At 36.6% G+C, this 14,705-nt stretch carries 16 protein-coding genes and 1 pseudogene; 2 read left to right on the forward strand and 15 right to left on the reverse strand.

Annotated features, from left to right (window positions below; all coding sequences use genetic code 11):
• Nucleotides 1-362, reverse strand: a 362-nt coding sequence (locus BM137_RS10910) for a transposase (RefSeq protein WP_425248188.1), incomplete at its 3' end; no start/stop codon positions are given.
• A 503-nt stretch (nt 363-865) separates the two neighbouring features.
• On the opposite strand from BM137_RS10910, the gene BM137_RS10915 reads away from it, so the two are divergent.
• Entirely contained in the window at nt 866-1,294 is a 429-nt protein-coding gene (locus tag BM137_RS10915) for a hypothetical protein (protein ID WP_143084261.1), read from the forward strand.
• Nucleotides 1,295-1,507: 213 nt separating this feature from the next.
• Here BM137_RS10915 and BM137_RS10920 read toward each other — a convergent pair whose 3' ends face one another.
• The 14 genes and pseudogenes from BM137_RS10920 to BM137_RS10985 form a co-directional block, all read right to left on the reverse strand.
• Nucleotides 1,508-1,777, reverse strand: coding sequence for a hypothetical protein (locus tag BM137_RS10920; protein WP_092481207.1), 270 nt, complete (start codon nt 1,775-1,777; stop codon nt 1,508-1,510).
• Nucleotides 1,778-1,850: 73 nt separating this feature from the next.
• A pseudogene (locus BM137_RS11480) lies at nt 1,851-1,969 on the reverse strand (tyrosine-type recombinase/integrase); the annotation flags it as partial.
• A gap of 139 nt (nt 1,970-2,108) precedes the next feature.
• Nucleotides 2,109-3,770 carry an FAD-dependent oxidoreductase gene (locus BM137_RS10925; protein WP_092481208.1) on the reverse strand — a complete coding sequence of 554 codons (1,662 nt, stop codon included), beginning with the start codon at nt 3,768-3,770 and terminating at the stop codon, nt 2,109-2,111.
• A gap of 35 nt (nt 3,771-3,805) precedes the next feature.
• On the reverse strand, nt 3,806-4,885 hold the full coding sequence (gene arsB / locus BM137_RS10930) for an ACR3 family arsenite efflux transporter (RefSeq protein ID WP_092481209.1): 1,080 nt from the start codon (nt 4,883-4,885) through the stop codon (nt 3,806-3,808).
• Nucleotides 4,886-4,918: 33 nt separating this feature from the next.
• Complete coding sequence (locus BM137_RS10935; protein ID WP_089977188.1) at nt 4,919-5,263, reverse strand: ArsR/SmtB family transcription factor; 345 nt, start codon at nt 5,261-5,263, stop codon at nt 4,919-4,921.
• Between the two features lie 22 nt (nt 5,264-5,285).
• The gene (gene arsD, locus BM137_RS10940) at nt 5,286-5,621 is read right to left on the reverse strand and encodes an arsenite efflux transporter metallochaperone ArsD (protein ID WP_035020754.1); all 336 of its coding nucleotides are present in this window, start codon (nt 5,619-5,621) and stop codon (nt 5,286-5,288) included.
• A 30-nt stretch (nt 5,622-5,651) separates the two neighbouring features.
• A complete protein-coding gene (gene arsA, locus BM137_RS10945; RefSeq protein ID WP_092481210.1) occupies nt 5,652-7,388 on the reverse strand; it encodes an arsenical pump-driving ATPase in 1,737 nt (578 codons plus the stop codon).
• 14 nt (nt 7,389-7,402) lie between these two features.
• Nucleotides 7,403-7,768 (reverse strand): arsenite efflux transporter metallochaperone ArsD, encoded by a 366-nt coding sequence (arsD, locus tag BM137_RS10950; RefSeq protein WP_035020757.1) that lies wholly within the window; start codon nt 7,766-7,768, stop codon nt 7,403-7,405.
• Between the two features lie 424 nt (nt 7,769-8,192).
• The gene (locus BM137_RS10955) at nt 8,193-10,097 is read right to left on the reverse strand and encodes a heavy metal translocating P-type ATPase (RefSeq protein WP_092481211.1); all 1,905 of its coding nucleotides are present in this window, start codon (nt 10,095-10,097) and stop codon (nt 8,193-8,195) included.
• A gap of 319 nt (nt 10,098-10,416) precedes the next feature.
• Nucleotides 10,417-10,650, reverse strand: coding sequence for a heavy-metal-associated domain-containing protein (locus tag BM137_RS10965; RefSeq protein WP_003125439.1), 234 nt, complete (start codon nt 10,648-10,650; stop codon nt 10,417-10,419).
• Nucleotides 10,651-10,796: 146 nt separating this feature from the next.
• On the reverse strand, nt 10,797-11,651 hold the full coding sequence (gene lgt / locus BM137_RS10970) for a prolipoprotein diacylglyceryl transferase (protein ID WP_003109035.1): 855 nt from the start codon (nt 11,649-11,651) through the stop codon (nt 10,797-10,799).
• Complete coding sequence (locus BM137_RS10975) at nt 11,636-11,974, reverse strand: hypothetical protein (RefSeq protein WP_092481213.1); 339 nt, start codon at nt 11,972-11,974, stop codon at nt 11,636-11,638. The genes lgt and BM137_RS10975 overlap by 16 nt, the downstream gene beginning before the upstream one ends.
• A gap of 228 nt (nt 11,975-12,202) precedes the next feature.
• Nucleotides 12,203-12,910: a Crp/Fnr family transcriptional regulator gene (locus BM137_RS10980; RefSeq protein WP_092481214.1), complete on the reverse strand. Its 708-nt coding sequence runs from the start codon at nt 12,908-12,910 to the stop codon at nt 12,203-12,205.
• 184 nt (nt 12,911-13,094) lie between these two features.
• On the reverse strand, nt 13,095-13,667 hold the full coding sequence (locus tag BM137_RS10985; protein ID WP_034537929.1) for a Dps family protein: 573 nt from the start codon (nt 13,665-13,667) through the stop codon (nt 13,095-13,097).
• Between the two features lie 799 nt (nt 13,668-14,466).
• Here BM137_RS10985 and BM137_RS10990 point away from each other — a divergent pair.
• Nucleotides 14,467-14,705, forward strand: a 239-nt coding sequence (locus tag BM137_RS10990) for a transposase (protein ID WP_177192569.1), incomplete at its 3' end; no start/stop codon positions are given.

Raw genomic sequence — 14,705 nt, forward strand, 5'->3', positions numbered from 1 at the left:
GTAACTTCATCGAAGACTTTTTCTTTAAACTGCCGGTAAAGAGTTCGCATAGAACAGCTGATGATCATTTCTTTTCGTCCAATAATCACATCAGGAGTCCAGCCTTGATTTACTTTTTCCTTGATATAGGTCTGTTGTTCTTTTGGTAAGATGATTCTCTGTCTGCCACACCGTTTCTTATTTTCTTTATATTGTTGGTAGTAATCGAGGGCCGTATGGCCTTCTTTCAAGAAATGAATGACATTATAAATGGGCGTTCGAGATCGTTTCAGGAACTCAGCAATTTTAGCGACTTTAATATTTTGGTGATAATAAGACTCTATCATCACTAATTCATCCGTGGTAAGATGGGTGTAGGTCATTCGTGATCACTCCTATGTTTTCTTTGGTCGGAAATACATTTTGAGTGTACCACGAATGGCTTTTTTATTTGTCTAGCTTAATTTTACAATCGGCGTATTTTAAAAAGTATTAATAGATAATCAAGTTAGTAACTTAAGGAGGATAGTATTGTGAAAGAATATAAAAAGAACCACTGTTAAAGATGTAAATATAATAGAAATTACACGAATAAGTATTATCTACTGTTATAAAACTAGTATTATTAACATATAAATAATATTATTTTTGTAAGAGAGGAAGTGTATTTTTATGGAATTTGGTTTATCTTTAATGTGTTTCTTATTGATAATAAGTTTTATTTTAAAAAGGAAAGATAAGTAAAATTAGGAGGAGAAATAATTGAACATAAAAAAAAACTATAATCACGGGGTTAGCAACTACTTTACTTACAATGCCAGCTCTGTTTACAGCAACGACGGTTCAGGCACAGTCTGAAGGGGCAGAAACAAATATAGAATACCAAATGCCTGATAAATCTGTTTCTGAAATAAGAAACTATGCTGAAGAAATCGGAATAAATGTATATGATACTGAAGTAATTATAACAGATGCCCAAATGAAAGAGCTTTTCAATTATATGGGATATGATATTGAGCCTGACCCCTCCTCAGGTATGTTTGCAAGAGCGGCTGGAGTAACAAAAATAGTTTCTAAAGGTAAAGGTTCATGGGATATTTATTTAAGTAAAGGATTTATAAAAACTTATTACGCAGCAGGAACTGTTTTATCAGCTGGACTTACTGCAGCAATTGCTGTTTTGGTTCCGGGTGTTGGTTGGACAGTAGCGGCTACTATGGTTTCTACTTTAAGCGGTATTATCGGATCAGAAGTTACACATGGAGTAGTATTTAGAATTAGAAACTGGAAGATATCATCAGCTGGCAAACAATAATATTTATTCTGTTGAATCAGCATTTTAACTTATAGAGTTTACTTAATAAAACACTGATAGTCCCAAACTTCTTATGCTTTTTTAGCAATCTTGAGTTTGGGACTACTTTTATTCAATCTATAAAAAATGATTAGTCTAAAGTTATATGGGTCTGTTTTTAGAAATTTTGCGTAAGTATGTTATCAGTTTTATGTGAAGCTTTGTTTATTTAATTTATTTTTTAGCATGATCAAAAAGATGCTCGTACATTGGGTTATACCCTTCTCGTTGACGATTTGTTAAGCGAATGCTGGTATAGTTTTCAACTAACATAGGAACCATATCATTAGTAGTCGACTTTTCTTCATTTTCTGGTTCTTCAATAAAAGGTATTAAAGTATTCAAACATAACAATACATAAGGAGAAATCTTCGCAGTCTTTTTTGCTTTGAAGAACGAGTTGGAAACATCTTTCTGATTCGCTTTTTCGTTTGTATTTTCCACTCCAAATTGTTTTAACTCATTTTTTTGTTTTCTACTGAATGAGTGGGTGTACGACCGACGTCATTTGTTCCTTGTTAATGCCGATCAAAAACAAAAAAAACGTCGCGTTCGGCGTTTTTTTTTGCGTCTCAAACAGAATAAAAAGTCGTTGAGTTCTTGCTGCGTTCTTAATGGTTGGACATTATAAGTCATTGAAAATGACTCCTCTCAAAAAATGATACATGATTTCAGTCATTATAATATGAAATCATGTATTTAAGGCCCGTATAAAAAAGAACCCTATGGAGATAGGATTCTCGATACATGATTTTATACAATTTCATGTATCTTTTTATTTTTGAGCTAACATTTTGAGATAACTTTGATAATTTTTATTCCCACCAGATAAATTATAAACTTTTTTAAATCCATAATTTAATAATAAATTTTGAGATGCATTTCCAGTTACACCTTTATTACAATAAGTGACTGTTACTACATCTTTATCCAATTCTGCATTGCTTGATCTTAGTTCTCCTAAAGGAACATGAATGGCTCCTTTGACATGTGATTTATCAAAATCTTTTTTAGAACGTGTATCGATAATTTGTAATGTTTCACCACTATTTTGGCGACGTATTAATTCAGCTGGTGTCAACAAGGGGTTACGTTTCAACGCATTATCTAACGCCATACCGGTGTAAAGGACAGGGTCTTTTGTTGTCGCAAATGGTGGTGCATAGGCTAAATCTAAATGGAATAAATCTTCTGCTTTTGCTTTAAAGGTGATTGCTGTTGCGATTACATCGATTCGTTTATCTACGCCACCTTGACCAATAGCTTGTGCGCCTAAAATGCGACCAGTTTCTTTATCCGCTAATGCTTTGATCGTTAATTCTTTCCCACCTAAATATTCAGCATGGTCTGGCTTAATATTATATAAAATTTCAACATCATAACCTTCTTTTTTTGCTTCTTTTTCAGTTAATCCTGTTTGACCAACATGTAGGTCAAAGATTCTGAAAATCCCTGTTCCTAAGACACCTCTGTGCTCTAAATCTCCACCAGTAATCACGTCTCCAGCAATCCGTCCCATTTTATTAGCTGTTGATCCTAATGGACGATAGATGGGTTTTCCTGTAATAACGGAGAAACTTTCTGCCACATCCCCAACGGCATAAACATCTGGAAGATTGGTTTGCATTTTGTTGTTGACCGCAATTGCTCTTGAAGCTCCCAGTTCTACGCCCATTTCTTTAGCTAATTCTGTATTTGGACGTACACCTGCTGCTAAGATAACGATATCTGGTTCAATTGTAACGCCGTTTGTCGTGATAACTCTCTCTACTGACGTTTCTCCTTCAATCGTTTTTACCGTGTCGCTAAGGATTAAATTAACGCCTTTTGCACGCATATGCTCTTCTACACGGAAAGTCATATCTGCGTCCATAGGAGGCATGACTTGATCTTCTAATTGAACGATTGTTACTTCTAATCCTTTATGGATTAATTGTTCTGTCATTTCTAAACCAATAAATCCAGCACCAATAATCAATGCTTTTTTAGGTTGTTTAGCTGAATAGGCTCCAATATCTCGTGCGTCTTGAATATTGCGAACTTGGAACACATTATCATACTCTTTTTGATTAAATGGAGGTGGAGTGAATGGAGAAGCCCCTGTAGCAAAAACCAATACATCGTAATTTTCTAGTTTCTTTTCTCCAGAAACAAGATCCGTCACTTCTAACTGTTTATTGGCCTGATCAACGTGTGTCACTTTATGCTCGGTGAAAACAGAGACATTGTATCTCTTTTTAAACCATGCTGCATTTCTAGGAGTTAAGGCACTTAATTCTTCCACTTCCCCACCAATGTGATAAGGAATACCGCAAACAGAATAAGAAATATCTTTTCCTTGATCGTACACGACAATTTCAGCTTCCTCTGTGTTTCTTCTAGCTTTAGCTGCTACAGATGTACCAGCAGCGACAGATCCAATAACAACGATTTTCATTTTTTTCGCCTCTTTTCATTTAATTTAAACAATGCTTAATATTCATATCCGTCGAACCAATGTTTTGTTTTATTTGAAAACTTGACTAATAAAAGCATAACAGGAACCTCTACTAATACTCCCACAACGGTTGCTAAAGTTGCCCCAGAATTTAATCCAAACAATGCAATTGAGACAGCTACAGCAAGTTCAAAAAAGTTACTTGTTCCGACCATGGCTGCGGGTGCTGCTATTGAGAATGGTAGTTTACACGCTTTAGCTCCACCATAACCAAGAATGAATATGACAATATTTTGAACAATTAGTGGAATAGCAATTAATAAAATATGGAATGGATTACTTAGAATTCGTTCACCTTGGAATGAAAAGATAATAACTAAAGTTAGTAGTAAACCAATTCGAGTTGTGCCATCAAATTTATTCACAAAATCTTTTTCAAAATAATCGTCACCTTTTTGCTTAACGACTTTTTTTCTGACAACAATTCCTAAAACTAAAGGAATAACAATAAAGACAAAAATGGAGAGTAAAAGTGTATTGATAGGGACAGATACGTTACCTATACCCAATAAAAGTGCCACAATTGGAGCATATAAAAAGAGAACAATAATATCATTGATAGACACTTGCAATAAGGTGTATGCTGGATCACCTTTTGTTAGTTCACTCCATACAAATACCATAGCCGTACAAGGAGCTGCCCCTAAAAGAATCGCACCAGCTATGTATTCATTGGCTAGTTCTGGACTTAAAAACGGTCTAAATACTACCAAAAAGAAAAAGGCAGAAATTCCATACATGGTAAATGGTTTAATTAACCAGTTTACTACGGTAGTTAAGATTAATCCTTTGGGTTTTTTTGTTGCATTTACAATACTGCTAAAATCAATTTTTAACATCATTGGGAAAATCATTAACCAAATTAAAATAGCTGTTGGAATTGATACATTATAATACTCAAATTGACTTAAAAAATCAGGAATTACAGGAACAAATTGCCCTAGTAATACACCTACAATCATTGATAAAGCAACCCATAAACTTAAATAACGTTCCCAAAGTCCAATTCCATTTTCTTTATTCGATACTTTTTCTTTTAAAGCTGATTCTTTCATGATTTTCCTCCAATAATAATCGTATTTAATTTTTTAACGAGAAACAAAAGAAGATAAACTTTTTGCTTCTTTTTGAATGCCTTCAGTCTCACAAATGCATTCAGATGAATGTGTTAATAAATGAATGGATCCTTGAATGTATTGCTGGGCTACTTGCTCGTTAATTGAGTAATGTTGCCAAGTCCCTCTTTTTTCGGCTGTAACTAAGCCAGCTTCTACTAATATCTTAATATGGTGAGACAAAGTAGGTTGAGTAAAATCAAAATGTTCTAAAATATCACACGCACACATTTCTCCGCACGACAACATATCTAGTATTTTTACGCGTTTTGGCTCCGAAAGCGCTTTGGCAACCTTCGCATATTCTTCGTAAGTCATTTTTATTCTCCTTTCTACTTAATTACAGTGAGACTTCTGCTTCTTCTAAGCATAGATTCAGCCACTTAGATAGTTCTTTATTAGTTGGATAGTCGTTAATTTTAACAACTGTTTCATCATTCAATACCGTTATAGGCAAACAGTCAATCCCTTTTTCTTGGATTAACTGCGTTACCGTTTGATTTCGAACGAATGAGTCCGGATTGGCACTTAAATTATATCGAATGAATTGTTTCCCTTTTATCTTCCGTATTTGTTGAAAGAGACTTGTTATACGGATCAGATTTCCATCTACAGAAGGTCCACAAACGCCTGTGCTACAGCACATTGGAGGTTCATAAAGAGTTATTTTATCCACTTTTATTCTCTTCCCTTCAACTAATTGATTCTAAAATTGCGATATGGATTTCCCTTTCACTTCAGTAGAATGCCACTCGACTACCGCAAAATGATCATTGGATAGTTCTGCTACTTTATTGATCCAAGTAACCTCGCTTTGAGTACGAGCTCTTAATACGTCATTCGTTGTACCACTTGTTAGCATACTATTGTTTATGACCCACCAAGTATGAGCGATTTTGGCACGATCTAAATCTTCTTGTAGGCGCATAGATTCATAGACTGGCGTATTTTCAGGTAAAGTAACCATGACCACTTCTGTTTGTTCAGGGTCTTGTAAGACTGGCAACAGTCTACGAACGGACTCAGGAACTTCACCAGAAGTTCGTTCCACTTCTTTAGAATAACTTTGAGAGGAATCTAACAATAATAAAGTATGTCCAGTTGGGGCTGTATCAATGACGACTACATCACAATCAACTGTAGCAACAATCTCTGCAAATCGTCTGAAAACGGCAATTTCTTGAGTACAAGGCGAGCGTAAATCTTCTTCAACATAGTCCAATTCCTCAGAAGACATGGTCTTACGAGCTTTAGATAAAACTTCTTCTTTATAGTCCTGTAATTCTTTTTTTTCGTCAATATGACTCATTTTAATGTTTTCCGATTCAGTGATTACAAATTCCAAATGAGCGGCAGGGTCTGTTGTTGCTAAATGAACTTTTTTCCCTTTAGCTGCCAATCCTGTTGCTAGTGTAGCAGCAATCGTAGTTTTACCAACGCCACCTTTACCCATAGTGAAAACAACTTTTTTATTTGTGCGATCTAATTCATCTACAATGTGTTGTAACTTAGGGTAATCCATTACTTCTGGAGCTTCTACAACGGCATTTGTTTGATCTGATGTTAAGAGTAACCGCAAGTTTTCAACGCCTGTTACGTTATATGAGCGTAATGGAACAATAAATGTTGGAAATTGTTTCAAATTTTCAGGCATATTTTTTAACGTTAATTGTTGTTCATCATAAATCTTTTGAGAAATGTTATCTGTCGGTCTTTCTAATAAACCATTGATAATTAATTGTTGATTTAACACACCGATTTCTTTTAATTCTTCAGAAGCTCTATTCGCTTCTACCAGTGGTCCGTTTTGTGGACGTGTCACTAACATTAAGGTTGTTTTTGTACCTTCTGATAATGTGTTTACTGCGTGTTTATACATTTCTTGCTTATCTCCAAGTCCAGAGAGCTGACCCATACATGAAACACCAGTAGTGTTTTCATCCAAAAAGTTACTCCAAGCAGAAGGCAGTTGCAACATTCTTAATGTATGCCCCGTAGGGGCAGTATCAAAAATAATGTGATCATATTGAGCTTCAACTTCTGGATTCGTTAAAAATCCAGCAAATTCATTAAATGACGCAATTTCAACGGTACAAGAACCTAATAATTGTTCTTCCATGTTGGCTACAGCTGATTCAGGTAAAACTCCTCTATACGGACCAACAACACTTTCCATATAGTCACGTGCAGCAGTAATTGGATCAAAGTTCGCTACTGTTAATCCCTTAACTTCTGGAATTTCTAAGCCGTTGTTCGTTAATTCTTTCTCAAAAACATCTTGTAAATTACTCGCGGGATCCGTACTCACTAACATAACGTTCTTTCCACTATCCGCTAAAGAAACTGCGGTAGCACAAGCTGTAGATGTTTTTCCTACTCCGCCTTTACCAGTAAAGAAAAGATATTTTGTAAGGTTTAATTGTTCTGGTTGATAATTTTTCATTTTTTAAAATCCTCCTAACAACATCCTGAGTTTGATCCACAGCAGCCACCGTCATTTGATTCCACTGGGACAAATCTAACTCCTGTAAAAGCAGTTATTTCTTCGATTGAAGGGTATCCTCCAAATTTAACTATCTCACCATTTAATAGTGTTGCTGGCAACGCATCAGCGCCCTTTTCTTGCAATAATTTACTCATTTGTTCGTTTTCTACAAATGTTTGAGGATCACTAGATAAATTGTATCTTTTAGCTTGAAATCCCTCTAATGTATCTAAAGCGTTCATAACTGAAGTAATTTGTAATAAGTCTTCATTTACAGCTGGTCCACATACACCTGTGCTACAGCACATTGCTGGTTCAAATAATGCTAATTCTGTCATAATTTTTTTGCTCCTTTGTAGAGAATTTATTTTGACACTAATACATAGACAATCGTCTATATGCAATATAGAACTTTATCTATCTATAGTCAATAAAAAATAATTTTGAGTAATTGTACTAGCTTAAATTCCTGCCGCCATCTCTAAGAGTACCTCTGATTAGCAAAAAAATAACCTCAAAATATCAAGGTTCTGAATACATGATTCTATGTAATTTCATGTGTTACAACTTAATAGGAATTTAAATTTTATTATTAGATTTTTTAATCATTTACACGAAAATTAATTTTATAAAGAGCATACTCTATACTTTTATTTTTTTTCAAGAACTCAAAAAAGCGGAAAATCCCAGATTTAAAAATCTGAGTTTCCGCTTTTGTCATTTCAAGGATGGACTATTGTCTCAGCCTCTTCTAATTTATTCTTAAGATATTTTTACTTTCTCTGCAGGTGCTGATACTTCTTTTTGTTCTTTTCGACCTTTCAACTTATACTTCATTAATCTCATGGCATTGAAAATTACCACCAAGATACTACCTTCATGAACCAACATTCCGATAGACATATTCATCCATTCGCTGAAGAAGACGCTGGTCAACAAGACCAACACTACTCCAATTGAAATCGCGATATTTTGTTTCATATTATTTGCGGTGGCTTTTACTAATCCTAATGCGTGAGGCAAGTTGCTGAAGTTCGAGTTCATTAAAACGACATCGGATGTTTCAATCGCTACGTCCGTTCCGCTTCCCATTGCGATGCCAATGTCTGCTAAAGCTAAGGACGGACTATCGTTAACGCCATCTCCAACAAAGGCTACAATTTGACCACGTTGTTGAAGTTTTCCGATATAAGCCGATTTGTCTTCCGGCAACATGTGGCCGTGAGCTTCGGTCAAACCAAGTTCGCCGGCGACCACATCAACGGTTCCTTGGTTATCTCCTGAAAGAACGACTAGATTTTTCACGCCCAAGTCTTTTAATTCCTGCAAATTAGCTTTCACACCCGGACGGACTTGATCGCGAATGCCCATCAGTACTTTTAATTCACCGTCGACCGCTGTCAAAACGAGAGAGTTCCCTTGTTGTTCAAACCGTTTGACATCTTTTTGCACTTTTTTGCTGAGAGTGACATTTTCTTTTTCCATCAAGGCCACATTCCCAACAGCCACTCTATGTCCAGCTACACTTGAAACGATTCCGCCGCCTTTCACGACTTCAGTTCCTTCAACAGGATAAAAGTTTGTTTCTCCAATTTGATTTAAGACCGCTTTTGCTAATGGATGATCTGATTCCCGTTCCACACTGGCCAGATAGCCAAGCGTTTCAGCAGAATCTTTTTCATACAGTTCAGTCGCTGCAACGGTTGGGTTTCCGACAGTTAAAGTACCTGTCTTATCAAATACAATTGTATCCACATTGCTGAAGTCTTGAATGACTTCACTCCCTTTTAAAAGAACACCGTTACGAGCACCATTCCCAATACCGGCAACGTTTGAGACAGGCACTCCGATAACTAATGCGCCTGGGCAACCTAGAACCAAGATGGTGATTGCTAACTCAATATTTTGACTGAACGCCCATACAACAATTGCCAGAACCAAGACAGCTGGTGTGTAGTATTTAGAAAAGCGATCAATGAACCGTTCCGCTTCGGATTTAGAATCTTGTGCTTCTTCCACGAGTTCAATAATTTTTCCAAATGTGGTGTCCTCACCAACTCGGTCAGCTCTGATTTGAATCGTTCCGTTTTCTAAAATAGTTCCTGCAAAAACTTCTGCATCAGCTAGCTTGTTGACCGGAACAGCTTCCCCTGTAATGCTAGCTTCATTGATATGCCCTTCACCCGTAAGGACTGTGCCATCCACTGGAACTTTCGCACCCGTTTTAACGAGCAAGATATCCCCTTCATCTACATCATCCACTTCTACTTCTTCAAATTCGCCATTATCCATTTGTTTCAAGGCGCTTTCGGGTGCCATTTCAGTCAATTCTTTGATAGCAGATCGCGTTTGGTTCAATGTTCGTTGTTCCAAGTAGTGTCCGAATAAGAATAAGAACGTGACAATAGCCGATTCTTCATAATTTTGAATAAAAAGCGCACCAATCGCTGCAATACTGACTAAGACATCAATACTGATGACTTTGACTTTCATTGCTTGAAACGCTTGAATGGCAATTGGCGTAATCCCAAAGACAGAGGCGATGATCAAAGACCACTCTGAAAGTCCTACGTTTTCTAAAACAAAGTGACTGAAGAAACCGAGTGCGATTAACAATCCACTGATGACGGTGATAACATTTTTCTTGCTTAATATATATTGTTGCATGCTTTTTCCCTCCATATTTAATTTCTCTTTTATTGATAAACACAGTATAAGATAATTGCCTAAGTAATTAATTGACTGACATCAAGTTTTGAAAAAATACGTGTCCCTTTTCACTATTTTTTTGATCTAACAGCCTCAATGACACTTATTCCTCTTTACAGTTATAACGATACCCTCTTTTTATCGAATAAAAATTTACGGCTATCAAGTTTAGAAAGTTCTCTTTTATCGTTTCTAAGCACCTCGAATTGGATTGCAACAAAAAAGCAATCCCGGAAAAATAGCTTTTCTTCCAGAATTGCCTAGTTCATTTAATCTGTTAAGCGGCCTTGACTTTTGCTTTAAGGACCGGATAGCCTACGTTTTCGATAGCTTTTTGAATCTCTTCAATCGAAGTGACAGCTGAATCAAAATTGGTTTTGACTTTGCTGGAGTTGAATAATACTTTAATGCTGTCTTTATCAATACCGTTAACTGATTTCAAGGCACCTTCAATTTTTTGCATACAACTTGGACAAGACAACGTTTCTAATTGCAATATAGCTTTTTCCATAATTCCTATCTCCTTTATGTGTTTTTATTTTATCGGCAGCAGATTAATGAACACTGCCTTTTCCTCTTTACAACTGTAGTATAGCTCACTTTTAGCAAACGAAAATTGACGCATATCAAGTTTTGCACTTCTTTTTATCTTTTTGCTCAATTCACCATCTTAATAGTCTTTTTCTGCCCCTTATTGCCATCAGAATAATAAGAAATTGGTGGATAGTCTTGTCTGCGTATAAACCATACTACAATCGCGCCAATAAACAGGGCCAGAGACAAGGCTTGCGAAACGCGTATCCACTCGCCAATCCATAAACTGTCCGTTCGCATACCTTCAATGAAGAACCGACCCACTGAGTACCACAAAACGTAACTCAAAGCAACTTCTCCTTGACGCAAAAGCTGTTTTCGGTTCCGTATAGTGACGATGAGGACAAAGCCCAACAAACTCCACAATGACTCGTATAAAAAAGTCGGATGGTAGTAGGTACCATTGATATTCATTTGTTCAATGATAAATTCAGGTAAATAAAGATTTTCCAAGAATTGACGAGTAACCGGTCCACCATGAGCTTCCTGATTCATAAAATTGCCCCAACGACCAATGGACTGGGCTAACAATACATTGGGCGCTAAAATATCAAGAACGAGTGCCAAAGAAGTACCTTTTTTCTTTGCATACCAATATAGCGTACCCCCTCCTGCAATCAATCCCCCATAAATCGCAATGCCGCCATTCCAAATCGCAAGGATTTGTCCTGGATTTTGCAGATAATAACCAAGTTCAAATAACACATAATAAAGCCGAGCGCCGAGGAGTCCAATCGGAATTGCCCATAAGGCCATATCGATAATGGTATCCTCTTCCAGTCCTTTTTTCTTTGCTTCCTTGGTGCTCAACTGGAGAGCCGCTAATATGCCCGCTGCAATAATGACTCCATACCAATGAATCACAACAGAACCAATCTCCACCGCATGGGGATTCAAAACGCCTAATACGAATTCCATTCTATTTGCTCCATTTCTTCAATTTTTTGCGTCATTCTAGTCATGGTGATGCTGAACAAGATTCTGGCTAAGCTCCATGGAAACCAAACAGTGAATACACTTTTATCTCCCTGGTCACTCGCTTCGTAATACGCCACTTTTCCGTGTCCGATTACGCCGGCTCCTTTTACAACTTCCTCTTCTTTTTCCATAGCTAACCTATCTGCCTCAACAACGTTAGACGTTTTTGCTTCGCCGCCAATCGTGTTCTTGGTGAAAGGGACGACAAAGAATGCACCCGCTGCTGACAACGTGATGGCAACTATCACCCAAAAATAATGCACATTCACCCCTACTTATTTTTACGTTTTGTTCGACAACCCTATCTTAAAGAAAAATAAAACAAAAAAACTTGAAGGTTATCATGTTTGTGCTTTTATTTTTCCAATGAATGAAGGTCGTTCTGTCTTAAAAAAGCCAAAAACGGACAGATGGAAGCAAAAGCACTGAGTTCTGTCCCGTTGTTAATGAAGAGCGACAGAACACCAACGTGTAGAAAAAAGTGTGTCCGATTATTCGCTGTAAAGCAATAAATCATCTAAATCCTGAATCTTGATCCTTTTCCCAGACAGCTGTTGAATCAATCCCTCGTCCTCCAATTCTCCAAATTTGCGACTGATGGTCTCAGGTGTCGTTCCTAAATAGGAAGCAATGTCCTTTTTTGCCATCGGCAGGGTGATGGTGGGAGAGTTGCCCATTTCAGGTTCCACATTTTCTGCCAAAAACAAAACTAAACGGGTAATGACACTCTCCACGGCTACTTGTGCGGTTTGACGTTCGGAGCTTTCTAACCGCTGCGACATCTCTCCTAGCAGCTTTAACGAAATTGCAGGATACTCTTTTAGAAACTCTTGTACATCATGTTGTTGAATCATGCAGACAGACGTATCTCGAGTAGCTTCTGCGTATTCCTCGTGCACAGCATCAGGATTGAACAACGTCCATTCTCCCGTAAAGTCACCCGGATTCAAAATACGAACTAGTTGCTCTTTGCCAGAATCAGACAAGCGATAGATGCGGACTTTTCCGCGATTCACAATATACAAGGCATCATCTTTTTCTTGCGAGCGAAACAGAAACTCCCCTTTTTGATAGTGATTCGTGTGAGCTTTTCCAGCGATGCGATCCATGGAGCTTTCCTCCAAATGATTGAATATCGGGACTAAGCGGATACAAGCTGAGTGGTTTCCTGCTGCATGTGGTTGGGTGTATTGAGTCAATTCGTTCTTCCCCTTTATCAGTTTATTGTCCTTTTTTTAACTTTCCTATATTTAGTATAAAGGCCCCCTACCTCAAAAAAATTGACGCTCATCAAGAAAAGTCTTTTTAACGGCAAAAAAATAGGAGCTGGAAAGAGTCCCAACCCCAAAATCTTTAATTTTTAAATGTATGTTTACGAAAAAACTAATCTTCATCCTCATCAAACGCATCGTCGTCTTCCAATGCCTCTTTGCCAATGAACGCTTGCAGCATCCAAATGTTTTTATCTAAGTCATTTTTAAAAGCAATCAGTGTATCTTCTAAAGCATCGTCACCCTCATCTTGTACTAAACGAATAGCACGAATCGTTAATTCACGGGTACTTCTGAAATCTTCGATAATATTTTCAACCATGTCTTCTGCTTTAGCGTATTTATTGATGGCATCTTCTGAAAGCATGGAATATTTTTCAAATTCAGCGGTGGTTGAAGCCGGTTTATGACCGGAAATAATCAAGCGTTCTGCTAGTTTGTCGAACCATTCTTCGTTTTGATTATACAATTCTTCAAATTTTTCATGCAGGGTGAAGAAATTAGCGCCATTTACATACCAGTGATATTGGTGCAATTTCACATGTAAAGTATGCATGTTCCCTAAAAGATGATCCGAAATGGCCGCTGCATTAATTTTTGTATGATGGACATGTTCCTTGTGTTCTTGTTCTTCTTGAAATCTTTCTTGGGGTGTTCTTTCTTGAGAAGCTTTATTTTCAGTCATGATCTATTCCTCCTATAATTTTGGTTTGTTTAAAATAGCTTCCTTTGATTCCTCCTTTTCCTTTACTGAATTTAGTATAGGATAGATTTCCGTTAAAAAAATTGACGCTCATCAAGAAAAGTATTTCTTAATAGACGCCAGGCTTCTCTATTAAATTCAACTGAAATAATCAAAGTAATGAAGTCGTTCCCTCCAAACAAAAATTTCATTAAAGTAGGGCCTAAAAAAAGAATAGCAACTATACTTTGTCAAGAGACCTGACTGCTATTTTTTTGCTTGTTATTCTTCAATTACCAAATGTCTTGCCTTGCAGTATATTTAATACTCTTTCTCACTAGTGTTGCATGCAACACTAGTGAGAAAGAGTATTAATAAGATTAACCTAGACGAATAACTTCACTTTATTTATGTCATACCATAAATAAAAATTGAAAAGAATTTTTTTATTTATTTTTAGTAGATCGATTAATAGGAGTTTTAGCTTATGGAATACCTATATTATTATTAGTTTTGACTGGTTTTTATTTTTATGACGGTTTGTCAAATTAATCTCTTATTTTGCAATACATGATTCTAAGCAATTTCATGTATTAATTTTTGAATAACTGACAAAAATTAATGTCCTTTTAAATAATTTTACAGAAACCTGAATAATTCATAGTTTTTCAAAAACGCTTCAAAAACCTTGTTATAACAGTCTATTTTGTTCCGTTTATTCGCACCCTTTGGGTGTACAAAAAGAACCCCAATCTGCTATGGTTAAAGTGACTAAACCTAACCAAAGAAAGGGGTTCTCTCAATGGCAACTTTACACGAAAATCGTCTACTTTTCAATTCAAATGTTACAGTATCTCACTCTGGTGGAAATTTGTCCTCAGATTCCGGCTTAATATTAGCAAAAGAATTCATGAACAAATTTGAGTTTAGCCAAATCTTATGTAAAAACATCCAGATTCAAGATGACCGACTGTATCATGTTCATGAAAATGAATCTATTCTGGAACAAATCATCTTGCAGTTGATTGCAGGCTATCCTAC

It is taken from the genome of Desemzia incerta, from assembly GCF_900115825.1.
Classification (GTDB): domain Bacteria; phylum Bacillota; class Bacilli; order Lactobacillales; family Carnobacteriaceae; genus Desemzia; species Desemzia incerta.